The organism is Rhodococcus sp. NJ-530 (assembly GCF_003860625.1).
Lineage (GTDB): Bacteria > Actinomycetota > Actinomycetes > Mycobacteriales > Mycobacteriaceae > Rhodococcus_F > Rhodococcus_F qingshengii.
This window is the reverse complement of the sequence record NZ_CP034152.1, coordinates 3,801,412-3,826,375: the sequence shown is the minus strand read 5'-3', so window position 1 is coordinate 3,826,375 and position 24,964 is coordinate 3,801,412. Positions and strand designations below refer to the sequence as shown.

The 24,964-nt window shown below is 60.6% G+C and carries 31 protein-coding genes; 10 read left to right on the top strand and 21 right to left on the bottom strand.

Annotated elements, in window-relative coordinates; all coding sequences use genetic code 11:
* Positions 1-28: 28 nt before the first annotated feature.
* Genes EHW12_RS17830 through EHW12_RS17815 form a run of 4 tightly spaced genes read right to left on the bottom strand, consistent with a single transcriptional unit; the run spans position 29 to position 2,223 of the window.
* Positions 29-367 (bottom strand): DUF3349 domain-containing protein, encoded by a 339-nt coding sequence (locus tag EHW12_RS17830; RefSeq protein ID WP_007735437.1) that lies wholly within the window; start codon positions 365-367, stop codon positions 29-31.
* A gap of 11 nt (positions 368-378) precedes the next feature.
* Positions 379-705, bottom strand: a complete 327-nt coding sequence (locus EHW12_RS17825; RefSeq protein ID WP_225320063.1) for a DUF3349 domain-containing protein — start codon at positions 703-705, stop codon at positions 379-381.
* A 34-nt stretch (positions 706-739) separates the two neighbouring features.
* Positions 740-1,021 carry a hypothetical protein gene (locus tag EHW12_RS17820; RefSeq protein ID WP_003941641.1) on the bottom strand — a complete coding sequence of 94 codons (282 nt, stop codon included), beginning with the start codon at positions 1,019-1,021 and terminating at the stop codon, positions 740-742.
* A 14-nt stretch (positions 1,022-1,035) separates the two neighbouring features.
* On the bottom strand, positions 1,036-2,223 hold the full coding sequence (locus tag EHW12_RS17815) for an inorganic phosphate transporter (RefSeq protein ID WP_003941590.1): 1,188 nt from the start codon (positions 2,221-2,223) through the stop codon (positions 1,036-1,038).
* Between the two features lie 187 nt (positions 2,224-2,410).
* Here EHW12_RS17815 and EHW12_RS17810 point away from each other — a divergent pair, with 187 nt between their 5' ends.
* From EHW12_RS17810 to EHW12_RS17790, 5 genes are all read left to right on the top strand, one after another.
* Entirely contained in the window at positions 2,411-2,806 is a 396-nt protein-coding gene (locus EHW12_RS17810) for a PPOX class F420-dependent oxidoreductase (protein ID WP_042445944.1), read from the top strand.
* Between the two features lie 96 nt (positions 2,807-2,902).
* On the top strand, positions 2,903-3,361 hold the full coding sequence (locus EHW12_RS17805) for a DUF5994 family protein (protein ID WP_003941615.1): 459 nt from the start codon (positions 2,903-2,905) through the stop codon (positions 3,359-3,361).
* 180 nt (positions 3,362-3,541) lie between these two features.
* Entirely contained in the window at positions 3,542-3,949 is a 408-nt protein-coding gene (locus EHW12_RS17800) for a hypothetical protein (RefSeq protein WP_125051374.1), read from the top strand.
* A gap of 106 nt (positions 3,950-4,055) precedes the next feature.
* Positions 4,056-5,165, top strand: coding sequence for a hypothetical protein (locus EHW12_RS17795; protein WP_320443254.1), 1,110 nt, complete (start codon positions 4,056-4,058; stop codon positions 5,163-5,165).
* Between the two features lie 264 nt (positions 5,166-5,429).
* A complete protein-coding gene (locus EHW12_RS17790) occupies positions 5,430-6,656 on the top strand; it encodes an MFS transporter (protein WP_125051372.1) in 1,227 nt (408 codons plus the stop codon).
* A 615-nt stretch (positions 6,657-7,271) separates the two neighbouring features.
* On the opposite strand, the gene EHW12_RS17775 is transcribed toward EHW12_RS17790, so the two are convergent.
* From EHW12_RS17775 to EHW12_RS35330, 3 genes are all read right to left on the bottom strand, one after another.
* Entirely contained in the window at positions 7,272-7,814 is a 543-nt protein-coding gene (locus EHW12_RS17775; protein ID WP_125051370.1) for a hypothetical protein, read from the bottom strand.
* A 129-nt stretch (positions 7,815-7,943) separates the two neighbouring features.
* Positions 7,944-8,558, bottom strand: coding sequence for a DUF4357 domain-containing protein (locus EHW12_RS17770; protein ID WP_241198996.1), 615 nt, complete (start codon positions 8,556-8,558; stop codon positions 7,944-7,946).
* Complete coding sequence (locus EHW12_RS35330; RefSeq protein ID WP_241198995.1) at positions 8,500-8,874, bottom strand: GIY-YIG nuclease family protein; 375 nt, start codon at positions 8,872-8,874, stop codon at positions 8,500-8,502. The genes EHW12_RS17770 and EHW12_RS35330 overlap by 59 nt, the downstream gene beginning before the upstream one ends.
* A 655-nt stretch (positions 8,875-9,529) precedes the next feature.
* Here EHW12_RS35330 and EHW12_RS34650 point away from each other — a divergent pair.
* A complete protein-coding gene (locus EHW12_RS34650; RefSeq protein WP_164490588.1) occupies positions 9,530-10,276 on the top strand; it encodes a hypothetical protein in 747 nt (248 codons plus the stop codon).
* Positions 10,277-10,352: 76 nt separating this feature from the next.
* Here the strand turns inward: EHW12_RS34650 and EHW12_RS35905 are convergent, their stop codons facing one another.
* The gene (locus EHW12_RS35905) at positions 10,353-10,481 is read right to left on the bottom strand and encodes a hypothetical protein (protein WP_277426203.1); all 129 of its coding nucleotides are present in this window, start codon (positions 10,479-10,481) and stop codon (positions 10,353-10,355) included.
* A gap of 448 nt (positions 10,482-10,929) precedes the next feature.
* On the opposite strand from EHW12_RS35905, the gene EHW12_RS17760 reads away from it, so the two are divergent.
* Complete coding sequence (locus EHW12_RS17760; RefSeq protein ID WP_125051366.1) at positions 10,930-11,193, top strand: hypothetical protein; 264 nt, start codon at positions 10,930-10,932, stop codon at positions 11,191-11,193.
* Positions 11,194-11,872: 679 nt separating this feature from the next.
* On the opposite strand, the gene EHW12_RS17755 is transcribed toward EHW12_RS17760, so the two are convergent.
* Positions 11,873-12,757: a hypothetical protein gene (locus tag EHW12_RS17755; RefSeq protein ID WP_125051364.1), complete on the bottom strand. Its 885-nt coding sequence runs from the start codon at positions 12,755-12,757 to the stop codon at positions 11,873-11,875.
* 219 nt (positions 12,758-12,976) lie between these two features.
* On the opposite strand from EHW12_RS17755, the gene EHW12_RS17750 reads away from it, so the two are divergent.
* Complete coding sequence (locus tag EHW12_RS17750; RefSeq protein ID WP_125051362.1) at positions 12,977-13,543, top strand: hypothetical protein; 567 nt, start codon at positions 12,977-12,979, stop codon at positions 13,541-13,543.
* A gap of 516 nt (positions 13,544-14,059) precedes the next feature.
* A complete protein-coding gene (locus EHW12_RS17745) occupies positions 14,060-14,494 on the top strand; it encodes a hypothetical protein (RefSeq protein WP_125051360.1) in 435 nt (144 codons plus the stop codon).
* A gap of 516 nt (positions 14,495-15,010) precedes the next feature.
* Here EHW12_RS17745 and EHW12_RS17740 read toward each other — a convergent pair.
* Complete coding sequence (locus tag EHW12_RS17740; RefSeq protein ID WP_125051358.1) at positions 15,011-15,394, bottom strand: XRE family transcriptional regulator; 384 nt, start codon at positions 15,392-15,394, stop codon at positions 15,011-15,013.
* Positions 15,395-16,754: 1,360 nt separating this feature from the next.
* Here EHW12_RS17740 and EHW12_RS35900 point away from each other — a divergent pair.
* Entirely contained in the window at positions 16,755-16,880 is a 126-nt protein-coding gene (locus EHW12_RS35900; protein WP_265153802.1) for a hypothetical protein, read from the top strand.
* Between the two features lie 737 nt (positions 16,881-17,617).
* On the opposite strand, the gene EHW12_RS17735 is transcribed toward EHW12_RS35900, so the two are convergent.
* The 11 genes from EHW12_RS17735 to EHW12_RS17685 form a co-directional block, all read right to left on the bottom strand.
* On the bottom strand, positions 17,618-18,484 hold the full coding sequence (locus EHW12_RS17735; protein ID WP_125051356.1) for a hypothetical protein: 867 nt from the start codon (positions 18,482-18,484) through the stop codon (positions 17,618-17,620).
* Between the two features lie 129 nt (positions 18,485-18,613).
* The gene (locus EHW12_RS17730) at positions 18,614-18,964 is read right to left on the bottom strand and encodes a hypothetical protein (protein ID WP_241198994.1); all 351 of its coding nucleotides are present in this window, start codon (positions 18,962-18,964) and stop codon (positions 18,614-18,616) included.
* A gap of 1 nt (position 18,965) precedes the next feature.
* On the bottom strand, positions 18,966-19,283 hold the full coding sequence (locus EHW12_RS17725; protein ID WP_125051354.1) for a hypothetical protein: 318 nt from the start codon (positions 19,281-19,283) through the stop codon (positions 18,966-18,968).
* Positions 19,280-19,567 (bottom strand): hypothetical protein, encoded by a 288-nt coding sequence (locus EHW12_RS17720; protein WP_125051352.1) that lies wholly within the window; start codon positions 19,565-19,567, stop codon positions 19,280-19,282. Before EHW12_RS17720 ends, EHW12_RS17725 begins: the two co-directional genes overlap by 4 nt.
* A gap of 9 nt (positions 19,568-19,576) precedes the next feature.
* Positions 19,577-20,224 (bottom strand): hypothetical protein, encoded by a 648-nt coding sequence (locus EHW12_RS17715; RefSeq protein ID WP_125051350.1) that lies wholly within the window; start codon positions 20,222-20,224, stop codon positions 19,577-19,579.
* Positions 20,221-20,595, bottom strand: coding sequence for a hypothetical protein (locus EHW12_RS17710; protein ID WP_125051348.1), 375 nt, complete (start codon positions 20,593-20,595; stop codon positions 20,221-20,223). The genes EHW12_RS17715 and EHW12_RS17710 overlap by 4 nt, the downstream gene beginning before the upstream one ends.
* Before the next feature lie 4 nt (positions 20,596-20,599).
* Positions 20,600-20,827, bottom strand: a complete 228-nt coding sequence (locus EHW12_RS17705) for a holin (protein ID WP_125051346.1) — start codon at positions 20,825-20,827, stop codon at positions 20,600-20,602.
* Positions 20,828-20,842: 15 nt separating this feature from the next.
* A complete protein-coding gene (locus EHW12_RS17700; protein ID WP_241198993.1) occupies positions 20,843-21,946 on the bottom strand; it encodes a hypothetical protein in 1,104 nt (367 codons plus the stop codon).
* Positions 21,943-22,362 carry a DUF2744 domain-containing protein gene (locus EHW12_RS17695; RefSeq protein WP_125051344.1) on the bottom strand — a complete coding sequence of 140 codons (420 nt, stop codon included), beginning with the start codon at positions 22,360-22,362 and terminating at the stop codon, positions 21,943-21,945. The genes EHW12_RS17700 and EHW12_RS17695 overlap by 4 nt, the downstream gene beginning before the upstream one ends.
* Complete coding sequence (locus EHW12_RS17690; RefSeq protein WP_125051342.1) at positions 22,359-24,044, bottom strand: hypothetical protein; 1,686 nt, start codon at positions 24,042-24,044, stop codon at positions 22,359-22,361. Before EHW12_RS17690 ends, EHW12_RS17695 begins: the two co-directional genes overlap by 4 nt.
* A complete protein-coding gene (locus EHW12_RS17685; protein WP_125051340.1) occupies positions 24,041-24,964 on the bottom strand; it encodes a hypothetical protein in 924 nt (307 codons plus the stop codon). The genes EHW12_RS17690 and EHW12_RS17685 overlap by 4 nt, the downstream gene beginning before the upstream one ends.

Here is a 24,964-nt window from a genome sequence, read left to right as displayed (position 1 = left end):
CAAACTGGTCCGATTTACCGTAATGCCGTCAGGCGTCGTCGACCGGAGGTTGTGCCACGATTTGCCAACCTCCACGAATCAGGTGTTCACGTACCCGAGCGACGTCCGATTCGTGCGGAATATCGTCGGTGACCTTGGTGATGAGGACGCCGATGTCGATCGGATCGACCGAACCGGGAAAGTCGATCGGATCGACCGGAAGCGGAAAGCCCGCGACGAGATCGTCAGCAAGAACGGCGATCTCGTCGTCGGACAGTTGTCGCCGGAGCAGGGCCATCAAAGGGACGTAGTCCTGCTCCGGCACACCGTTCGGATACCCGGCACGCAGCCAGCCGAGTATCGAAGCCAGAAGTGGTGGAAGACTCAACGAATCGAGCTTCAGTGGTTGTCGAGATCAGCGAGGGGCCACCCGGCGGCAGCAAGGACGGAGGCAACGCGCGCGATGTCGTCGTCCGAGGGAGTCTGGCTCGTCAGATCGGCGATCTGAGCGCTGATCTCGTCGCTCGAGATCACCTGGTCGCTGTTGACGTCGCTCAGTTCTGCGAGTGCAGCGCCGATGGCAATGTCTCGAATTTGCGCGTCCGAGAGTTTGCGTCGTAGCAATGCGACAAGCGGAATGCGGTCCTTGGGCGGTATGCCTTCGGGGTAGCCGGCGCGAAGCCAGTCAAGAATGGATTGAGGAAGGGATGGAGTCGGTCCAGTCACGGTGATGTCTTTCCGCTCGTGAGGGCGCACGGGATCAGAAGATCTCGATGCCGAATGTGTGGCTGAGGAAGCCCTGCATGATGAAGAGGATTCCGGTGACGATCGCGATGAGCACGACCGCGAAGCACACCACTGCGCCTGCCACGGCCAACGGACTGCGAGCCGCGACGGCAGTGCTCCCGCCGCCACTGCCACGTTGTCCGGCGTCGAGCGACTTCAGGCCGATTGCGAAGATCGCCGGTAGTCCGGCGCCCAGCAGGAGGCCGACCAGTACGACCTGCCAGAGCGAGTCGACGGTGTTTTTCAAGATATCCATGTCGATTCCCTCTTTCAGGCTTTGACGTCGGTGGTGACGCGGGCGTCCGGACCGGGGACCTCTGCGGGTACCAGGCCGCCGTCCCACTCGGCGTTGACGTTGCTCGGATCGATGGGCTCCTTGCGGGAGCGCAGGTACATCCAGCCGGCCAACGCGATGAGCACGGCGAAGACGACCAGGACACCGGGCAGGCCGCCGACGATGTTGGCCAGTCCCCAGCACAGAGCGCCGACGATTGCAGCGGACGGAAGAGTGATCAACCAGGCGACCGCCATACGTCCGGCTACGCCCCAACGAACTTCGGCGCCCTTGCGTCCCAGACCGGTTCCCATGATGGAACCCGTCGCCACATGGGTGGTGGAGAGCGGAAGGCCGAGGTGGCTGGAGGTGAGAATGATTGCAGCAGAGGATGCTTCGGCTGCCATGCCTTGTGGTGCGGCAATCTCGACAAGTCCCTTGCCGAGAGTGCGGATGACTCGCCAACCGCCGAGGTAGGTTCCGGCAGCGATCGCGAGCGCACAGGTGAGCTTGACCCAGAACGGCATGTCCGCGTCGGCGGAAATGGTTCCGTGGGCGACCAGGGCGAGGAAGATGACGCCCATGGTCTTCTGAGCGTCGTTGGTGCCGTGTGCGAGGGAAACGAGTGAAGCCGAACCGATCTGGCCGAGTCGGAAACCTTTGTCCTTGGTTTCTTCTCCGACGTTGGAGGTGATGCGGTAGATGAGCCAGGTGCCGGCCGCGGCAACCAAGCCGGCCACGACGGGAGCGAGAACTGCGGGGATGACAACCTTGCTGAGGACGCCGCTCCAGGCGACACCGCTCATGCCGAGGGACGCGATGGCGGCGCCGATCAGGCCGCCGAACAGTGCGTGTGAGGAACTCGAGGGGATGCCGAGCAACCACGTTGCCAGGTTCCAGATGATGCCGCCGACAAGGCCGGCGAAGACGATGGTGAGCAGCGCTTGGCCACCCACATTTCCGAGGTTCACCACGCCCTTGGCCACGGTGGCAGCAACCTCTACCGAGAGGAAAGCTCCGACCAGGTTCAAGGAAGCAGACAGAGCGACTGCCACCTTGGGCTTGAGGGCGCCGGTTGCAATCGACGTGGCCATAGCGTTGCCAGTGTCATGAAAACCGTTGGTGAAGTCGAACCCCAGAGCGGTTACGACGACGACGAGGAGAACGATGAGTTCCGCATTCACGAGAAGTCATGTTCCAACACCTCCGGGCCTCAAATCGACCTCAGACGTGGTCGTTCCGCGACATTTCCACCACTCGGCACCTGTTGTTCACCTTCGTCCGGATAATTGTCCGTTTTGAAACTCCTGGGGTAGAGAAAATTCATTCGCGTGCATGGTCGTGGAGGTTGTGGAGGCATACGCTCGTTTCATGTCCCTGGGCGAAGAGAAGACGATCTCGGTCACCACATTCCGTAAGAGCGGTGACGGCGTAGCCACGCCGACGTGGGTCGTGCCTCTGCCTGACGGACGTATCGGCTTCTGGACTTCCTCGAAATCGGGTAAGGCCAAGCGGCTGCGAAACAACCCACGCGTCACCGTAGTGCCGTGCAACAACCGCGGAAAGGTTGCCGACGGTGCGTCGCCGGTCACCGGGACCGCTCAGTTGGTGAGCGGTGGAGCTGAATTCGACGAGATCCGCAGCAAAGTCAAAGCGAAATACGGTGTGATGGTGCCTATTTCGAAATTCTTCAACACCCTCGGTCACATCGGTAATGGTCCGTTCCCGTACGGCGACACCGGCGTGATCATTTCCGTCGATGCGTAGTCGGGATTGCGTAGCGGAGTAGTCTGAAGGTATGGAACCCACGACCGGGCACCTCTGCCTGACGGTTCCACGAATCCTCCGTCAAGGAGCCTCGTCATGGCGCACATCAGCACTCTCGACTATGCAATGGAAGCGCCGCAGCGCCATGTCGGGCAACCTTTCCCGTCGCCGACGCGGACTCCGCGATTCCTGCTTCGTGGGCAAGGTGCCGTCAAGGCATCGGTTGACGGCGCGTGGTTCCCGTGGACCACGAACGTCACGGCGGAGCTTCACGATCTGATATCCGCACTTTCGCTGAGGTTGGGGCCGATCGCGCGGGTTGCGTTCGACTGGAACACGATCAGCAGCGCGCAGCGTCGTATCGACGAGGTCGACGGACTGGAAGTGCGGGGTCCGTACCCTGGCCAGCCCCACGATTTGATGTATCTCGACGACATCTATGGTCGTCAACTCGTTCTGATGATGATTCCGCCGTACACGGATCCGGACCGCGCGTACGAGATCATGCGGCGGTTGGTTGATCCTGGACGCAGCGAAACCTATCGGGTGCAGTGAGATTTTTCTGACGTGCGGGGGTCGAATCTCTCAATTACTGAACATGTGTCCAGTTTGTCTGGTTTGATGGTTCTCGTAACCACGATCTCAGGCGCATTCCTTCAGGTCAGCGCTTGGGCGTGGCAGCTTGACTCCCTGCCGTGTCGTCGGTCCGGCACGTCCACCACCCTCCCGCTGTGCGTGAGCGCCGGACCGAAGGAAGCCCCACCCTCCCCACGGGGGTGGGGCTTCTACTTTGTTCCGGTGCAGGGGTCCGCGCCCGAGCCCAAGGTGATGATCCGTCTGCCGTTCGCTCTGACGTATTTGCAGCCGTCACACATCGGACCTGACGATGACCTGATCGACCTCGGTGCCGTGCGGCAAGCGGTGTTGGACACAGCCCGATCGTTGCACCCGGGAGCGGCTATAGAAGGGGGTGAATCGGTCTTCCGTCGAGTACCCCGTCAGCAGGGTGTCGGGATCAGTTGGCTCGTCGGGATCGACAGGGAGACGACCACTTTCGTGTCTGCTGTCACGGGTATCGGCAACGAGGTGATCGTTTACGAACTACCAGAAGATGGCAGCGCCACCTTCGTGTTCGACGAGTGATGCCCGATCCGCTGGGGCCGCCGGGGTGTGTGGCCCAAGCGCACAACACCGATAGGTCGTCACACTGGTACACACAGTCATGACGGAAAACGAGGAGCCTGAGGCAGTGAGCACAACGAGTACAGCGGATACGTTGTTGTCGGGGCCACGCGGACGGCGGATGCTGCTTGACTACGTGATGGATGCCGAACGGATCCGGCGACCCGAGCCACATGACGACTCGTTTGGTTCCGCGGTTTTTCTGGCCTCCTATCACCTCGACCCCGACCGAGACTCGAGCGTATTGTTCGGCCCCGGCGCAGACGAAGCGCGGCAGACCGTCGTCACTGCCGACGATGTAGCGCACCGCCTGTCCGAAGTACCGCTTCCCGAGGTGACCGAGGTTGCACTCCGTTCTGCCCTCGCCGCAGCGACGGACACAGCACGCTACTGGCAGGACCCCGACGGTGAAGACATCCTCGTCACAACCGAGCCGGTACGGCATGAGCTTCGACGAGTCGCCGAGCACATCGCACGATCCCAACACTCGCAGTGGTGGACGACCGCGCTCGCCGAGACCGACCAATGGGTGATAGTGAGCCGGGACGACGACAGCCCCGATACCTTTGAGTCGACGGCTGCAGAACTCCTGAGCGACTGGCATGAGCACACTCTCGCAGCGGAAGCGCGAGCCGCTGATCGTCCGACCGATCCGAAGGCGAACTGGTCCGGTTACTGGTGGTCGAATCCGTCTGTTCGGTGTTCGACACGGGCACTGTTCGACGGGACCCCGGCAGAATTGTGGTTCGTCGAAGACAGCATGGGTTGGAAACGCGTCGCCGTGCGACAAGTCGACGCACCCGCCGGCGCTCGCATATACGAGATCGACGGCGCGCAGGCGTGGGCGGAACTCTGCAGACGGTTCCCCCTCGAGGTCACCGCGGATAAACGACACGACTGGTACCGGACCACCGGACGATCAGGGCGCTGGGTCATCCCCAACTGGCAGCTCGTCGCTGAGAGCTACACGGGCGTGCATCTCACCGTTATGGGATACCTGGCCGCGGCGGGAACCGCGATCGGAGTCGACGACGAGACGGCGAGCGTCATCGCCGGGTGGGCGCCCGACGCAACATGCTGGCTCACTGACCCCGACCGCATCGGCGACGAATCCCGTACCTGGGTGCTCGACGACAGCCGCGAACATCCCGACTGGGTCGAAGAAACGCAACAATGAGTGACAGCCAATCGTGTTCGCTGTGCAATGTCCACTCGGTGAGCATCGCGGAGTGCAAGTCGAGACGGGTAACCCCACCTACGCGGACGAGGTGAGGGGCTGTGTCCGCTCTGGTCCTTGGTCACGGTTGAGTGCTTCTATCAATTTGGCAATGCCAACAGCCGCCTCGTCCTCAGCACCGATATCGGGCGTGCTCGGTTACAGTGCCGTGCATGAGCGGGACAGGCTGGTGCAGTCGGCTGTGTGGCGTCGTGGATGTCAGCGATGAGTGACGATTCGCCGGCAGGTCACCGTTCATCATTTCGACGCTTTCTCACGGCCGCGGTGATCAGTTCGGCCGGCTCGTCGGTGACAGCTGTGGCGATGCCCATTTTGGTAGTGCAGCTTTTGGACGCGACGCCGTTCGAAGTGGGTGTGGTGAACGCGGCTCAGTTGATCCCGTATGCGGTGCTCGGGTTGGTCGCGGGGGTCTACGTCGATCGGTGGCGGCGCAAGCCAATTCTCGTGTGGGCCAGCGTCGGTCGGGCAGTTGTGCTCGGTGCCGTCCCGCTTCTGTGGCTCGCCGGGCTTCTGCACGTCTGGGTTCTGGTCATCGTGTTGCTGTTGTTCGGCTCCTTCTCGGTGTTCGGCTTCGCTGCGATGCAGTCCTTGTTGCCCCGGCTGGTTCCACGCAGTCAACTGGTGAAAGCAAACGCTCGACTCGACCAAGCCGACGCAGCGGCAACGACATTGGGGCCAACGGTCGGAGGCGGACTCATTGGCCTGCTCGGCGCTCCAGTGGTGATTGCCGTCGACGCAATCAGCTATTTCGCTGATGCCGCACTCAATTTCGGGCTCGACGTCGACGAGCCTCGATCCGTTACTCGCTCCCGAAACCTGATGAACGAAGTGCGTGAGGGTCTGAGATTCACGTATCGCCACCGCACTCTCAACCCGCTCGCGATATCGACACACGTGTGGTTCCTTGCCAACGGAGCTGCGTTGACTGTGCTGTCGCTGTTCGCTCTCCGCTCGCTCGGGTTCAGCGCCTACACATACGGTTTGCTGCTGACGACGTTCGGTGTCGCAAGCCTCCTCGGAGCGTCCAGTGCTCACGCGCTCGGCACGCGCATCGGATCAGGACGAGCAGTCATCCTCGCCCGCACGGTATACCCCGTCACCTGGCTTCTCGTGGCCTTCGCGACGGACACAGGTGTCGGCCATGTACTGCTCTTCGCAGCACTGGGCCTGCAAGGGTTGGCAGCGGGCGCGGAGAACGCGAACGAGATGGGCTATTGGCAAACACTCACCCCCGATGAGCTTCTCGGGCGTGTGAATGCCGCCCGACGCTCCGTCAACCGCACCATGGCTGCGCTCGGCGCAGTGATAGCAGGTCTGCTGGTCGGCGCGATCGGTGAACGCCTAACCCTGCTCGGCGTCGTTGTTGTGTTCGCTATCGCTGCAGCCACATTGGGGTTCTCTCCGATACGATATCCGGCGCGCGAACTCTGACCTCGAGACGCGCACCAGCCACGCCTGCCCTCAGCTCGTTTTCGGTCGTAGTTGGCACGGGAGACCGGATCCTTGAGAGCAGCGAACGCTGAAAGATACTTGGCGCGTTTGAGTCTGGCGTTGCCGCTGTGTTGTCGATGCTCACCTTTGACGGACGTTCCAGAGCGATGTGTGCGAGGTGCGACCCCGGCGTAAACCGCGAGCCCCCCTGCGTCGCGGAACGACCGATGTCGGTGATCTCGACGAGCATAGTCACACCGGTCCGTACGCCCATGGATTCACCGACAACAGCATCGACCGCAGGCGTCAACCGGTTTTCGTCGACCGCCAGATCGGCGTCGAATTCGGACAGCATGCGTAGACCCTCGACAAGGTCGCAGGCCTTTCCGATCGGCAACAGCGTATCGGAGAGTGTGCGGGCGGCATCGACGATGATGAAAGCATCTTTCGCGTCGGTCTTTCCGTTGCCGGGTACAGGTCCGCGAAACGCTGTATCCGCAGCCCTGGCAGGTAGGTCGACTACTCGCACTTCGCTACCGGCCTCGGCACAGAAAACTACTGGATCCGGTAGCCGTGCCCGGAGCAGAACTGCGCAGTGGAGAGAGATGTTCCCGGCTACGTGGTGGGCTGCTTTTCCTCGGGGGTGTCGTCGGTTCGGCTACGATTTCCGGTAATCCGGTCTCGGTACTGGATGAGGTGCGGGTCACCGAGTTGTTGCGGCCAGAGTTGGATGTGGAGTCGTATCTGCGGTTGGGTCTCCGGGGTCCGGTAGGCGTCCCAGTACTCAGTCCGTCCCCGAGCAAACACTCGCACTCGGCACGGGCCTGGCCTCGGATGGGGAATTGGATGCGATACCTCACCTGAGAATCCGTCGAAGCAGAGTGCGTCGCTCTCGATGGTGAACGAACCCTCCGCAATGTCTTCCCACACTGTGAGTAGCGAATCCGTGAGCGGAGGGGCAGGTGTTTCGGTGGAGGTGACTGTCACGCGTACGAGCCCGCGTCCACCGGTGTGGATGACGAGTCGGCCTGGTCCGCCAGTGACGAATTGGGGTTCGGTGGGAAACCAACCCGGCGCAAGTGGTTCGCAGTCATCCGGTGAGCGCAGGACGATCGTGTTGTAGAAGGAGTCCACTTCGATTGCGAACGGATCGGGCATCTGTTGCTTCTCCTGCACCCAAGTCGGTATCGGTCGAATGTATACCCGATGTAATTCCGCTCAGATGCGGCGATATCCATCGTCCGTCGGCGAGTATGACCAACCGTGAACAGCGAGGTGGCTGCAGATCTACTTCTCGAACTCAACTTCGTTTTGCTGCGCTACTGATGTCTTGGGAACCGAGTCGAGAGCTGCTCGTTCAAGGTCATTGATCGAATTGCCGAGAGAGTCTTTCCAGCTGTTTCGCCCGTTGATGTTGCCACCGATGAGGACAGTTCCCGCCATGGAAGGACTGTTGAAGAGATAGTCCTTGACGAAGATCAGTCCTTCAGTGTCGATCGTGACTACGCCCTCCGCTTGGAGTGCGTCACGGCGGCGGCTAATCGACGGGTAGGCAGAATCGCGTACCTCTGGACGGCCTCTTGATCCTGCGGCGACGAGCAGGCCTTCGGGTGTCTGATGCCCCGTGGCTCTGCAACCGCCCTCCTTGAAATACAGCACTTCGGATGCAGGCTCGCCGATCGTGTTTCTGCCGTCGCCAGCATTCGATGTCTTGAGGACTGGTTCCAGGATCGGAGCGCCTAGGGTAGCAAGTAGGACCGCGATAGTGTCGAGGAATTCGCGGCAATCGGCTTCGAGCGGGGCCGGCGTAAATGGGTTCGATGCGGCGTTGCCGTTCTGGAGTTCAAAGCGCCCATACTGTTTCGCGCGGTTGATCGACAGCCACTTCCAGATACGCCACATGGGTCGATGTCCACTCGTTCGTCAAAGAGACCGCCACCAGGGCTTTGGTCCAGAACTCTTTCTGTCCAGTGTGCTGCTTCAGCCGTTCACCGACGCTGCCTGACTGACCGATATAGCACTGGGGGACGTCTGCGGGTTCGGAACCGAACAGATAGTAGACACCTACTTGGTTGGACTCCGACATCTCCAGAAAGTCCCTCAGCAGTGAGCGTGGCACTTCGAATACGCGCACTGTTCGTGTTGTCAGACTCGCCACCCGTATTCCCGAAGGATCACCTTTAGGTAGAAAGATCTGGATCGTCTGAGCATTTGCCATCGTCAAGTAGCTCCTCGGACATCGACTTCCGGTTACTGCGACAGTAATGGTCGCAGAGCTGGCTGGTGGGGCCGCAATTTGGTTTGCGATTTCCAGATCAGTGGTGCATTTGGTCTTCACAGAGATCTCTCCGAGCCATGTTTAGAGCTCATCCGTTAAACCGGTGGCTCAGATCCCAGGCTCCGGGGTATTCGTAGTCGAGGGGTCGGTGTACTGAACTTCTTCCTCCTCGGTGCAACCGATAGGCCACCAACCAGGATAAACGCTCCGATTCCGATCACGGACCTTATGGTGTAGTGCCGAAATCTTGACGTGCCAACGTCCAACACAATGCCTCCGTCGAGTCAGCGAAACTGGATCCTATCCGGAGGTGAATTCGAACCCTATTAATCCAGGAATCTGTGGCATGTCGAAGTGCAACTGCAATACTCATCGACAGTTGCATCAATCCGATCGTGGTTTGTGTATCGAATCAGGGGACATAGTGAGAACCAAACTAGCGATTTCTATCTGCGCGTCAGCCACATTGTTGTTGGCTGGGTGTGGGGCCGATCCAGTCGAAGGCGCTGCACAAGCGGGGGACAACGCAGCGGCTTCGTCACCGACCACGACGACTCCGTCCGCGCCTGATGTCTGTTCGGGTAAACAGGGCTGTGTGTCTTTGACTGTCGTGGATGTCGACGGCGACGGCAAAGATGATTCGATCGGCCGTGGAGGTGGTCAGATCGTGGTGCTGACAGCTACCGGCATCGAAGCTGCGGTAGCCGGTACGGACTCCAAGTTGCTGACCGATCCGAAGGTCCAGGATGCGGCAGGGTTTGCCGGAGCATGGGACGTTGACGGTGTGCCGGGTGCGGAGGTTGTCGTCGCCACGAAGGAGCTCGGCGGCTCTGCCTCATACAAGGTGTTGTCGTGGGAGGACGCGAATTTGGCCGTCATGTCACCGCCCGCCTCGTTGTACGAAGGCAATCCCGTCGAGTGGAAACTGCATCGAGGTGAAGGGGCCGAGACCGCGGTTCGTTGTACAGGCGACCCGTCCAGGCCGATCGAGGTCTGGAATTTCACTGCGCCGTACGGCGGAAGTTCCACGCAACCGGCGATGAAAGTGACTTCGTACAGCTATGACGCTGCGAACGGTGGTCAGTTCGGTGACGGTTCCCTGTTCGGGGACGAGCAGAGTTTCTCCGCGGAACCGCAAAATCTCGGACAGATGACCGGATGGCCGTGGCTGTGTGGGGCAAACGCTGTCGATCCGGCAGCGGTCGCGACGGTCAAGTGTGGAACGACCCCGAAAGTCGCGGCGATATCGGCCGGCCTCGACCAGGTGCCGGCCGCAACCCAGATTCCTGGCATCGAGTGGACGTTCTTGGGGAGACAAACTTTGATCCGTGTGCCGAGCTGAGCTATGCGATTGCCGAAACCAATGGCGGGACCGGTAGTTCGCCGCAGCACGTGATGTTCTTCCACCGTGGGGAGTATCAGGGGACAGCTACGGCGTGTTCGTTCGGCTTCACTTCGGTGATTGATTCCTCCAGCGACAGCGTGACGGTGCAGTACAAGTGGCCGCGAGGGATGGACTCGAATGCGAATCCGTCAGTTTTGGCCACCGTGACCTTTGTATGGGACGGAAACGAGGTCGTGATGCACAATGACCTTCCGGCAGAGTTGCTCAAGGTCAGTGGCTGCAAGTAGCGGTTTCGACGACGGATGGTCACATCCTGGTGTGAGCTGTGGGCGCGCTAACCATGCAGCCGAGCTCGGAAGGCTGAAAGCTCTTGCGCGACGTCGCTTTCACCATTGGGAACTTGACGGCAGATTGTTTCGGTATCCGCATCGAAACTGCCACCGGGCAGAGGTACGGCCGCCCTGGCGATACTGATGGCTTTGTCGTCACTGGGGGTATGCGCGTTATCGGGGTTATCCATCTGCCTCTGGCTTGCACTATAGATTGGCGATACTGCTCGGCGCGTTCGCGGGCCTTCGCATGGCAGAGACGTCGGGGCGTCGTGTTGCTGACGTCGATTTCACCCGTGGGGCTGTGCACCGGAAACAGCAGTGGCCGGACAAACCGTTAAAGACCAGGGGAGTGATGCGTCGATTTCGGTGCCGCAGACACTCACGCTCATGCTCTCCTCGTCGGAACTGCAGTGGCCGCATGAGCAGATGGTGACGAACGGGTCAGGAATGGACGCGGCGTCGGGGTTGATCGAGCGGACCCTGCGGACGGTGACGGTGACGGGGAGGTGGACCTACCGGACGAGTTCAGCTTCACGACTTGCGGCACTTTCTCGCCTCGCTGCTCATCGCGTCGGGAGCTGATATCAAGACAGTTCAGGCTCGGGATGCGGCTCCCGAGTGCGAAGGCAATGCTCGGCACTTACGGGCACATGTGCGGCGGACACATTCGATCGGACCGAAACAAGTCCACCCGCCCGCAGAAGCGGGACGGGTGGACTCGGTACTCGCAGGTCTGACTTACGTCAGGATGCTGATCACACGTCGTAGTAGAGCTCGGATTACATCCTGCATGTTTGCAATTGATAGCAGTTGCGAGCTGATCGCATCTACCAGCACAAATAAGTGATGGTGGCGTTGGCAATTGATAGTGCCCGGTGGCAGTCCTGCGGACGCTCTGCGGACGGACGGGGCCCGGTTTCCGTTTCGTCACAAACGGCGTGTCGGCACGTCGGCGTGTCGGCCGTAGACAAGGGGGCGTTCGTGGTGAACGCTCCCTGTCTGCCCGAAGCCACTAGATGCCCGTGGTGTTTGAGCCTTCAAACCGTTCCACTGCGGCAATCGAGATCCGAATTGTTCCGCCAATGTGCAGTGCTTCGAGCCGCCCTAACGCCACTTGTCGATATACCACTCCAACGTGGCAATCCCACCGCGCAGCGACATCCTTGACCGACATGTAGTGGGCAGCCATTGCTCGACCGTATCGCAAGGGCGCCGAGGTGGCGTCAACGAAGAGGTCGGTCACGGCGACAGTTTGAGCAGCTCACCAGCGTCGTCGCCGCTCGACCTCCCTAACTGGCAGCTCTGAGATTTTGAGTGGTCGCCCGATCGACGGTCTCACATTTTCTGGAGTGATCCGCTCGTCTTCGATCTTTTGCTCAATAATGCTGACGAATAACGCCTTCTCTGGTTGTTCGCGCAACGCATCCAGCAGTCTTGTCGTGATCTCCTGGAGTCTGCGGACCTCCAATTCTGCGGCCTGAAGACGTTGTTGCGCTGTGGCAGCTCGGTACCCGCACCAAGTCCTCAGGATTTCATGGGTAGGACGTACTTCCTCGATGTAGATCTTGTATTCGAACTGGGCGTCGCTGCTTCTTTTGGATATGCGACTACGGATCTCTCGCTCCTCCTCAAGCACAGCATCGAGTACGGGGTCTGGACTTTTTCGGCAGGCGGATTCGGCAATCAGCAGCGCAGCCTGCGGAGACATAAGGGTTAGGCCACCGAGTTCAAACGCAGCAAATTCTGCTAGAGCGTCGACAGGAATGTCGGCGGCTTCGTGGAGAGCTTGCGAGTTGTGTAGCTCCACGGCGTCGCGCACTGGTTTCCAGTTGAGGGTCGCGGCATCAGAGGGAATGAGCCATCGAAACACCTCTCCAACTGCGCTGGATTCGGGATCGGTGATGGCCTCGGCCCGCAGTCGCGCCCAGTCGGACATCAGCAGGTCATACTGTTCGACGCCTTCCCATCGGACCCGTAGTCGTTTTTCAGGGATGTTCTCGATTGTCCCGGCCTTGGTCCCGTCGAGAAACTGGACATCGGCTCTGAAACTTCGCACTTGCTGGTGGATCGTTAGGATCCGGACCCGTTCGGAAAGAGCGTCATCGTTAACTCGGTACGCCCACTCTTCATTCGCTTCAGCGGTCATCGCCTTGACCTGCTTGGGTGGTCGGGCCATTTCATCCCTCGATGGTCCACAGGCGCGTCGATTGATGCAACTGACCATCTGTGTGTTTGAGACCGGTAAGTTCGGTTCGGGTGATGCTGGCCGGTTGCGGCATGCGATGATACCCACTCAGCGCTCTGGTTCGACCGACCCGACCCAAGTGCTTTGCCGTCATTTCCAGATGGGTCTCGGGAACGGATTGTGACCATCTCGACACCCTCCGACCACAAGAATGGTTTAGCCTTGACTAAAGTAGGAGGAGTTGACGCAGGGCGAGAGGTCGTTGCGAGCGGCTCTTGGTACACGATTTCGTACGCCGTTCGCCGCAACGGCGATTCGCCTGCGAAAGCGGTCATGCAGTATCTGCGTGAGGGCGGATGGCAGCACGGATACGACAAGGGGATGGAGGCCGACGAACAGGTCAATGCGTACGCCAGGCTCATTCGAACGATGGAATGCTACGCAGACCTGGGCGAAGGAGACCATGAAACATCCATGAATGCTCTCTGCGACGGTCTGTTCGAATTCAAAGCCAGGTCGGCACGAATCTCGTTCTACGACACACCTGGCGACGGAACATTCGAACCCAAATCACGTCATCAGTACCCAGACGACGCCGATTGCTTGGATTCACCGACCTGGTTCATACCCGACCTCGACAGTGAAATTCGGCTCTGCAGCGGGTGGCCCAAGGATAGTAGAACTACCAAACCCTCAGACATCAACTTTGCTCGATCGGTACGAACGGAGGACCTTGAGTATGACTGATCACGTCGTTCCAATGACAGAGATTGAGCGGTACCGTTCGACGCCAGAGGGCCGCGCCGAGTTGGCCGCCGTGGACCTTACAAGCCTGGTGGCAAGAATACTGATGCGCGCAAAGGTAATCTCACCGGTATCCCAGAAAGAAGTATCAGAAATTCTTCGTGTAACTCCTGGACGAGTTTCTCAGGTCTTATCCGGGGACGGAAATGTGACCGTAGCTGCTCTCGCAAAGTACATGAGTGCGTTCGGATATAACCTCGGTCTCACAGCGACTCCGATCTCTGAGGAATACCCACCACTGGAAATTGCTGCCAGAACCCGCAATCGTCCGGTCGAGAAACGTTCAACGGTAGAGGAGGTCGCTGTATCAGTTCTGTCGCGTGCGCACCGAGCAGGCAGCTGGACGGTGGTGACCAGCACGGAGAGCCGTGGAGCAGTATGGACGTCAAACAAGGTCTTTGAGTCATCGGGATCTTCGCGATCGACGACCGTCTGGAGCGAAAAGACATGGTGCAAGCGATGACCGACACTCGTCCAATCGACCTGTCCGGAGTTGGGCATTATCAGATTCAGTTCCTCGAGCGATCAGTCAAAGCTCGCGAAGCCTACGATGCGGATGATCTTAAGCGAAGTCTTCTACAAAAGGAGCACGACGAAGATTCCGTAGCGTACAAGGTCGGTGCCCAGTCTTTGACTGATCTAGGTGTTATCAAATTGAGAATCAGAATGATGACTGAGACCGATGAGATGATGGCGACCGTGGATCAGGTAACTGAATGGCATCTAAAAGACGACGAAGAGCTCTCGACCGAACAGGTGAAAGATTTCTTGACACGATTCGGGATCCAGCGCGCCTTACCGATTGTCGTCAGCGCACTCGCTGACCTTGCTAGAGCCGTCGATGCAACGCCAGCGGGTCCCCCGCAGATTTCGAGGATGAAATCAAGCGCATGATTGCCGATTACAATTCCTCGCCTGACAAACCTGCTCCAGATGAAGACGAATACCACACATCTTCAAACTGATCGAGCAACCGCGCACTTTCACGCCGCACAACAAAGCGAAATCTACTCCGCCCTGCTCGCTATGATTTCCAGACGTAGTCGACGCGGTGTGGGTCGAGTCCGTCGCGGCCTCTGCGGTCAGTCGGTTTGACGGTGAGGTGGTCGACGACGGATGCGTGCGGCGCCGCTCGGTTGATACAGCTGTTGAGTCGCCGCAATCGACTGCCTCGAAGTAAGATCGCCAGTGCGCGTCTATTCCCCGCCGGTTCGGGCGCGCATGGCCCATCAGCCCTCTGGTCGCCGCCAAAGCTGATGGGCCACCACAGATTGCGTGTCTCATCCTTGGTCGGATCTGGGACGCGTACGGTCCGTCGACACGCTGCCACACAGAAGCCGACGGGCCACCCGCACAAGCGTGCCGCAGATCGGCGCGCTCGGCCCGTCTCCTGTGTCTCACAGGCGTTTGTCACAGGAGCGGGCCATCCGGGGTGTGCAGGACTCCGTTCACTCGCACAGGAATCGGCGGCCCTCCCGTGTCGCCGGCAGTCCGGCGGCGGATCTCGTCGAGGATCTGCTTGTTCGACAACTGCTGCAGGGACATCCGAATCGGCGACAGCGGCACATTTTCTTCCTCGGTCATGTACCCGGCGGCAATCAGCACCTCCGGCACAGGGGTGTCGAACAGAGCTGCTACGCGCCGCAGTACGTGCGGAGTGGGGGATCGTGCGATCGTCGTCCATTGGCGCATCAGAGAGGGATAAATCCCCATTGCCCGTGCAGCCTCTTCTGGGCTCTGGTAACCGCGGGCGGAAATCTGGTCTTTGACCCACGCTGCGAATCCTGAAGGCATGGCTGTCATTTTCCCATGAATCGTTCGTCCCTACGCGTAGCGAATCACTCTGAGAGAGCGTGCGGTGAACTGCATGGCGATGGGACATCAAGGGCTCATCGACGTGCACGGCCCGCAAGGAGCTGACACTCGCACACACTGGCGGGCCGCTCGAACTGCATGCCGGGTTTCGGGAAGTGGGTTCCCGGTGTGCACGGCCCAGCCGGGGCGGTGGGAAGAGTCGACCTGGCCGAGCCTCTGGAGATTTCTTCGGCGCCTCACCCCTCGGATGTTTACGACCTCGCCACTCCGGGCATAATGACGTCGATCTGCCGGTGAGTCGAACCCCCAAACTTTCGCTCCCGGTGGATCGCTCTGGGCATGCCGACCTCTGCCGGGTCGCATGCCAAGGCTCACCCGGTGCGTTACTGACGAGCCGCCGGGTGAGCCGCCCAGGTTGTGTGCGCACCTGCATAGTCCGCCGGAACGATCGACGGAGGTCGGAGCACGCGGTCCGGCCAGACGCACTAACCTGTAGGCGGTTCGGGATCCCAGGACAGTGAAAGATGCAGTCGCTGATGGTAAATAGCGTTTATCGCACGGAATGCCGACGCTGTGGAGCGCTGGTGTACGACGGTGTGTGGATCCCGCCGGTTGAACGGCTGCGTCTCCAGCATGATCACCGCGACGTGTGTCCGGCCGATGTGATTCCCATCGAAAGAGTGCCGACAACCACGAAGATCCCCGCCGGGAACGCGGTTGGTAGCGCACGTCCAGCGTAGGTAGTGAACGGCAGGGCGAAGTCGGGGGTAAGGGCAGTACAGCGGCTACCATTCGGTTACCGTGACATGTATTGTCGAGATGTAAATGCTCGGCGGAGACGTCGGTGTTCACCGGCCCCGTCGGTCCCCTCTTTGTGTGGCCGTCGGGGCTGCTTCGATTCCAGGCGTTTACAGAAATGCGGTAGTTACCTGTCGCAACTATCTGTGACTCAATGAAGACTGGCATCCTCGATCACCGCCGCGTAAATTCTCGACGGCGGCATCACCCGACTCCGTACTCGGGTATGGCGTGCGCCCCGCCGGTTGAGACTCCCATCCCGCCCGGCGGGGCACCACGAACTGCGCTCCCACTTCTCTGCGGCAGTGGGAGTGCATCGCCTCGCCGGGGCCTCGCAAGTCACGCTGCTTTTTCTCGGTGAGGCCATCTGAGGCTGCGCGTCGATTCCGTCACGGTTCCCGGCGCGCACAAGGCTCACCGGCGTGCTGATCACACTCTCGTCGGTGGGCCTTTTTCGGTGTGTGAGTTAGCTCCCAACGATGCCAGCAAATCGATAGGCTTGGGTAATCTCCTGTTCGAGAACCTGCGACAGGGGAAGGTTATGGTTCAGCTACGAAATTTGGGAGCGGGTGCCAAAGACTCGTTCTGGTCCGGACTGCTGGTCGACGCATCGTTGGTCGCCTCGTGCATTGGCGGCTCGATTGCCCTGGTTGCGTGGATCGGCTGAGGTCGTCTGCGGTTCATATGCGTTGAGTCGACCGAGCGAACATTGAAATGGAGATGTCATGAAACGGTTAGCGTTCTGTCTCGGAACTGGCGCTTTTATCGCTGCCGTCGCAACTCGATTGCTCAGCTCACTGGTCACAGCTCAGCCGCTGGGGGTACCCCTCGGCCATCGTCGCGTCCGCTGACTTATCTTGCCCCACCCCACCGTGCAGATCGGGAGGGTAAGGGAAGCCCAGCGCCGCGGCTGTTCATGAAACGCGACCGGGATTTAGGCGCGGCTCGGTGTTGCATTCGTCATAAAATGACAACTCGTTCGAGATCCGCGAATTATGACCTGCGTGCGCAACGACGTGTTGAATCCGTCCAATGAGGGTGGGGGAATTTTGTTGCGGGTCGCAATCTGACGCCCGGTAACGGCTTGGTAAGGTTCCTCCCTGCATTCCGACCATCAACCCCGGAATGCACCCGGCCCGCCGTCGCTGCCACACAGAAGTCGGCGGGCCGCCCATTCTGCGCGCCGATTCCTTTCAGCGGGCGGCGGCGCGCATCGGCCCACCTGGCCGGGGCCGAAGATCGGCCAGGTGGGCTGCCCCTAGCTGTGCACCGTCCAGTGCAACGGTTGCGCAAGGCCAACCTATAGTGCGCTCGCAGTCCCACTCGTCGGTGAGCCTCTCGAACGCCGAAAGGCCCCCGACCCCACCACTGCATGCGATGAGGGTGGGGGCTTTGTCGTCCGAGTCATTCGACCCAGTATTTGAATCCGACTCGACGTGTGACGCCGAACGATTGACCGGCCCACATGTACAGATCGACAACCTCGCCGTTGGCTACGTCGATGGTTATCTCGCCGCTGCGCTGGTACTCGGTGTATGCGTTCGGGAGGTTGACGACTGCGGTGGTGCCTCGTTGCACGCCGCCGACGTACGCCGCGATGTTGACGTTGCCCGACCAAGTCCAGTAGACCGGCCCAGCGAACTTGAACTTGGCACCCGTTTTCGTGCCGCGCATTTGCACGCCGTTGCTCACGATCGTGCTGCCTGGGTACGTCGCTGTATCGGCAACCCACCCTGTGGTTTTGGCTGGTGTGGTGCTGCCGGTTTGGTTCTCGGCGGTGAGTGTTGCACCCGATGTCGTGAACGTGGTGATGCTTCCCTCAGAAATGATGTCGACGACAGTGTTCGTGTTGACGGTCGGCGATGGTTTCACTGTCGAGGTCGACGCGATGTCGATAGTCGTCTCGCCCGCAGTGGTGGGCGATGGGATTACCATCGCACTGGAAACGATGTCGATGACGGTCTCGGTGTTGATCGTCGGTGACGGTTTGACCGAACTGGTGGATGCGATGTCCACGACGGTGTTCGTGCCAACGGTCGGAGACGGTTTCACTGTGGTTCCGGAAACGATGTCGACGATCGTCTCGGAGTTCACGACGTCGATGATCTGAATCGTCTCCGACACGACGTCGACGACACTCTCTGTGTCGATCGTGACGGACGCGCTGACCGCCGGTGTCGAGATGACGTCGATGACGGTCTCGGAGCGATGCCACGGCACACCGATCACGACACCTGCCGAGATGATGTCGATGACAGTTTCGGTGGACACGCGGACGACTAGCTTCGGCGCCGGAGGAAATGGGACCGTGCCCTCGTCGATGCCAGGGAACCGGGCTGCTCTGATGTCCGGTCCTGGAAAGCGGGCTACCCCGACGTCCGGGGCCGGGAACCTCATGGCTTAGGCCGGGAGCGCGTACGGGATGGTCACCTTGTGGTTGACCTTGGCTTCGCCGGACGGGCTGATGATGATGTCCGGATTGTCGATCACCTCGACCAGCGTCGAACCGTTCCACCGGGTCATGTGGGTGTACGTGTTCGCGGCGACCGGGAACGTCATCTGCGACCACACCACGACGCCGAGCGCCGCCGCGGCGGGAGTTGCAGTCTGGCGTGCGTACGAGCCGCCTGTCGCCTCGTTGGCGGTGCCCGCGGGGCCAGGACTGCCAGTGTGGAGCCCGAAGGTCGAGCCGAGTGCTGCTGCGGATGTCGCGATGCTGTTGGCGGTTGCGACGGGGCATACAAGTGCCATGTCAGAATCCTTCGTCTAGAGGGCGTTGAGCGGATCCTTTGATCCACTCGTAGTCGTCGGTGGTTTCGGTGTCGCCGTTCGGGTATCGGACCCAGACGGTGAAGGTGTCGCCGCTGTCGATGTCGGTGAGTTCGGCTGATTCGATGCGCCAACTCACCTTGTTTCCGAGGATCGAGGTGGCCGGCCATGTCGGGCCGTCGTCCCAGATGATCTCGATGACCGTTCCGGCAGGTATCGGTCCTTCGTCTCGGATACGCGAGAAGATCAAGTCGCCGGTGGTGATGCTCATGACGTCGCGCAGTGGTTCCCATCCGATCATGTGTTCACCTCCTCTGCGTCGATGGCGTCGTTCATCGCGTGCGCCTCCGTTTCGATGGCGGCCCAACCGGCGACGATCTCGTCGCGGTACGCCTGCTCTCGTGCAGCACTGGACTTGAGAGCGAGCGCCATGGCGTCGACATCGCCGTCGAGGATCCCGCTCTCGGCGATCGTGAGACACGCGAGATAGTGCCACTCGGCGTCAGTGCGCACTTCGATCGGCGGCCAACCGCGGAAGTAGTCGATCGGCGGATACTGCGGGTCCTCGACAAGAGTTGTGGTCACAGTTGCCTCCTAATTCTCCTCGGTACTGATCTTGCTGACCGACAGGCCATTCCATTCGCTACCGCCGAACACACCGCGACCGATCGCGGCGTTGACCCACAGTTCGACGTAGTAGCCCGCGGACGGAACCGTGAACGGCATGTGAACCGCTCGCGTGTTCTGCTCGCCGGTGTCGAATATGGACGTGCGTTTGAAATGCTCAGACCCGTTGGGCGCATACACCTTCAACGTCAAGCTGATCTTTTTCACGCCGATGTTCAGGAAATCGAAAGTCGCTTGACCGTCGGCTACCCATAGCCCTTTGGACCCGAGGATGAACGATCCGTTGGTCATGGTTGCGCCCACGACAGGTCCGATCTGGTTCGACATCGGATACTTCACCGAGCCGAGCGAGAGTGAGGTTCCGCCGTTCGCGTATGCGTGGGCGTAGCCGATGACACCTTCGAGCTTCTGGGTCCTGGACTGCAGCCCAGCCAATTCGGTTTGAGTGTCGGCTACGCCCCCACCGAACAGCTTGATCTTCTTCGTCGACTCGGTAACATCGCCAAGGATCTCGCTCTCGTACTCAGCGCGAGTCTTGTCCGCCCACGCAGCGATTCCTCCGAGTCCGTCGAGCATCCCCGCCGGATACGGCCGGGTCGGGTCAGGTGACGTCATCTCTGCAGCTCGCTTTCCAGATCTGGAGGAATCGTCGGGGGTGGACGTCCCGGTGCGTGATTCTCGATCCACAGCAACAGTTCTCGAATGAACCGGATCGCGGAGTCGAGCAGCTTCGTCTTGTGCTCGTTCTCCGCCTCGAGAACATCGATCCGAGCTTCGAGTTTGCCTACCCGCTCCGATAGTGGAACGAGTAGATCGGTTGCGGTCTGTGCGATGATCTGCGCCGCTTCTACGCCGATCTTCCCCGACTCGGAATCGATCTTCCCGATGTCGGCCTTACCTTTCCGCCGGCCGATCAGCCACGCGACGATTGCAAGCAGGAAGGTGCTGACGCCGATCGTGTCGTACCACTCTTGCAGCCACGTCACGCGCTCAGCCGATGAAACTGGCGGATTCGGGATCGCCCTTGGTTCCTGCGGCGAGAGCCTTCAGAATGCACAGGACGGCAGCGAGCCCGGAGATGGATGCGACACTCGCCCAGTCGACGCCTGGAAATCCGAGCGCACCGGCACCGATCGTCGCCAACGCGGTCTGGGCTGCGGTGGCAACAGTTCGTTCGGCGGTGTCGGCCCAGAACTTGGATGTAATGAACTTGCTCATGTCAAAGTGCTCCTGTCAGTGCGCGATTGGAAAGTGCTGGTCCGGTCCGTCCTGCGGGCGCAGGGCAACGGTCCCTGTAGGCGAGTAGAAGATGTCGCCACGTTCGAAGTGCTGGACGATGTCGCCGTTGGCGAGAGCGATTTCGTCGGAGGTGGGCCAGCCGAGTTCACCGTTCTCGAAGTCGGCTCGCCGCCACGTCGCGAGGATCAGGCCGTGGACTCGGTGCCCGGTCTGTCCGTACTTGCGGTAGAGCGGTCCGCCTTCGAATCCTTGAACGTCGCCCCACGCGTTGCCATCCGGTCCGGTGAGGACGGTGTGGTCACCGATCGGGTAGCCGAGTGGTCCGTTCTCGTAGTCACGGTTTGCGTAGGCGCCGAGTAGCAGCGTGGGGATAGCCTTCGCGCCGGTTTCAGGTGACCAGTAGATCGAGCCGTTCTCGAATTCGGCGAACTTGCCACCCCGGGTGCGGCAGTCACTTTCACCTTGCGTGATCCGCTTCCCGAGCCAGGAGCCCTCAGCGCCAATGCGCTTGTACTCCTCGTCGATCGCGTTGAGTACGACCGGCTTGACCGGTTCCGGTGCGAGGTACTCGGCGAGGATCTGCTTGGCGAACCACCACGGGAATCCGAGACCGAGGTCGGTGTGATTTCCGATGCCGAGAATCTTGGTGACGTAGGCGTGGTCGGCGATACCGGATCCGCGCCGGTACCGTCCCCCGCCCTCGGCGAGGATCTCGGTGGCGATGGTGCCCTTGCGTCGGCAGACTTCGAGGGTGAGCCAGACGGCTACACGGATGTCGTCGGCGCGTGCCATCCACTGTGCCTCGGTCCATGCTGCGCGAGATCCGGCGAAGCACAGGTTGTACGAAGACGGGTTTACGTTGAGCACCGACCAGGATGCGTAGTCGTCGTCGACGACGTGGCAGACGATGCCATCGCGGATGATGTCGTGATAGCTCGCGTTGTTCGCGGGGTTGCCACAGAACCCGGCGAGTTGAACGGCCGAGGCGTTGCCTTCCTCGGTATGCCAGTAGGCGTTGGTGACCGCGGCGCCAAAGCGACTCGATCGTGAATTGCTGAGCATGAAGCGGGCATCGAATGCCGGTGTGGTGAGTGTCATTGGTTGTGCTCCTTCTGGGCAATCGGGTGTGCGGTGCCCTCGGCTTTGATGGCGTCGAGGGCGTCGGTAAGTTCGTCGCGCAGTTCTTTGGGCATTTGGCGCACAAGGTCTTTCGCTTCGGTTCGCGGCGGGTCGGGTTCGTCGATCGGGACCCACTTGCCGAGGCCTGTCATCCAGTGCTCCTCGGTTTGCGGCAGTCGCAGCTTCAGCGTCGGCTCGGCCATGTGTCCGCACTCGTCGCACTTGAGTCGGGCGCCCAAGTCGTGCAGTCGTTTCGACATCAGTCGGTAGTAGACGAATGGGAGCATCGCCAGCGCGCCGCGTAGTTCGGGCATCGAGACGAACATCCACCAGAACATCTCTTCCGGATCGTCGAGGTTGCAGCTCTCGCGTTGCGGTATCTCGTCCGTTTTCATCCCATGACCCCCAGTTCCTTGAGTTCGGATTTGCCGTTGGCGATCTCGGCCATCAGGCGCAGGATCGGATCTTGTTGGAGCTTTTCGCCGCCGAGGGTGATGGCGAAGTCCGCTGCGCGGTCCACGCCCCACGAGAGGGTTTTCTTCGAAACTCGTTCGACGTGCATGCGTTGGGTGATGTCGCCTGGAATCCGGGTGACGACGCGGTCGCCCTTGCCGAAGTGGCCGATGCCGGGTGCTCCGATGACATACGGTGCGGCGTTGCCGATTTCCATTTCTCCGGCGAAGATCGTGCGTGTTTCGAATGCGCCGGCACGGAGCACGGCAAGCGAGTCGAGGGTGTACGCCTTGCCTCCCGAGGCGATGAAGAACTCGAAGTACCGGAAGTCGCCGGAGACTTGGGCACGCCGCAAGAGCTTGACGGCAATCCAAGCGAGCACAGTGTTTTCGTAGAACGGGGCAAGGATTCGGTCGATTGATCCGCCGATGCTGCCGAATTGCAACAGATTTCCGACGACATCGAATATCCCTTGCACGAGTGCACCCATGGTTTCGTTCACGCCCGGCATCGAGTGGCCACCGGTAACGAGCTGCACGGCACGCGCTGGTCGCTGTTTGAAGCTCGACCTGAGCACCCCCGGACTGTCCGGCGGGTAATACACGTACGGCACACGAGGATCGGTGAGCCGTTTACCCGGGATTCGGTAGTCGCCGACCACTGGCATATCTGTGATGGTCTCTTCGATGTTCTCGACGAAATCCTCGGTGTAGGAACGGATGGCGCGCACGAGACCGTCGAACCATGTGCCGCCGTTGGCAGTTCCGGCGTGCACTCCGGACTTGTCTTCGATCCACACCACGAGTACGCCGTGACGCAGCTTCGCGCCCGGCCATGGCAGCGGGTCGCCGGTGAACCAGCGGCGCCACTGCAGCGAGAGCTCGGAGTCGGCGAGGATCGCTTGCGCCGCTTCGTGCCAGTACTTGAATCGGGATGTGAGCCTGGCCCACGGAACACCGGTGGCGAGCCAGTCCATGAAGCTGCCGGGCTTGACGACGACTGTCCAGGTGGACATGTCGAAGCCCTCCCACCACGACGAGGGCTTGAGCGGGTCGTCGGGGAAGGTGAGGATCGGGTTGTTCTCGCGGCACAGGTTGATGTGCAGCGCGCCGAGCAGCACCCACGGCGAGGGGCCCGCGAGACCAAACACCTTGATCGGCTGGAACGCCGCCGGCATGGTTGGTGTAGCCCAGAGCAGTTTCGTCTTCAGTTGCTCGAAGTCCGAGAGGAACGTCGCGGTGAGAACTGAGTGACCGAGTTCGTCGGTCTGCACGTCGGTCTCCTCGAGGAGTCCGGACCATCGGTCGCCCATGTAGTCGACCGAGACGATGACGTTTCGTTTCTCGCCGCGTTGGATGCGGCCGTACATGTCGTTGAGCCACTGCGCTTGTGGCATCGAGAAGTCGATCTTCAGGGTCCCGACGCCGGTGTCGCAGTCGGGGTCCTCCCATGACGCCTCGTCTTCGCATTCGACGATGTGCACGAGGTCGGCGTTCGCGCCGGTCCACAACCGCACCACAGGCGCTGTGCGCCGCTCGCGGTCGAGTTCCCACTGCCGCTGCTCGGTGGCCTCCCAGATCGCCTCGCACTGTTCCTTGAGGCTGAGAGTGAAGTCGACACTCACAAGAGTTCACCTCCCCACGGTTTCGGCCACAGTCGCGGTTGATGCAGCTCGGCGCGGGCACCTCCGGCGGGTGCGCCGGTATAGCTGATGGGCAGTTTTGTGCGCGGGGTGTACGGCGGGATCTTGTGCATGAAGTACTCGCGGCCGCCGTTCTCGCCGAGCAGGTTCGTTCCCGACCAGGATTCGAGCATCAGCTTCATCGGGTCGTAGTTGATGCGCGCCCCGGCATGGACGGAGTCGATCGGTAGCAACGGCACGATCCGGTTCGGATACTTGCCGCCCGGGACCCGCTTGCCTTTCTTGCCATCCCAGGAGAAGTCCGGGATGTTCCACTGCGCCCGGGTGAGCACCCAGGTTTGCATCATCGGGATCGGCGTTGGATTTGCCACTTCGATGAAGCCGGACGCCGCGGTCGTCGTCGCTTCGAAATGGGTGACCTTCGTCCGTCCTTCCCAGAACGGTTGAGCAGACCGGACTTTGTAGATCGGGTTCAGGTACTGCTCTTCTTCGAGTGTCGGATCGAATTCCGGTGCGAGGTCGGTGTCCTCGTATCTTTGGATGAACAGACGCCGAATGTCGCGTTTGGACTTGATGACGATCCGAGCGAGCTGCTCGTCTTTGTCGTACTCGTCGGGGGCGTCGGTGATCATCTGATCCATCAGCCCGTCGAGTTGCTCGATGTCCATGCCGCCTTCGTCGCCGAAGAGGTGGAATCCGAGGGCCACGTCCCGCCACGGGTACGTGCGGGATTTGAACGAACCGCCACGCTGGCGAGCGGCGCGCTTCCATTCACTGCTGATCGGTGCCCCGTAGATCCCTTGAACCTGGCCGGCCGCCAGGGTGATTCCCTGGCGGCCGGCGTTGCGTCCAGCAACATCGAGGCGGTGACCGTTCGCGCCGACGATCCAAATATCTGCCAC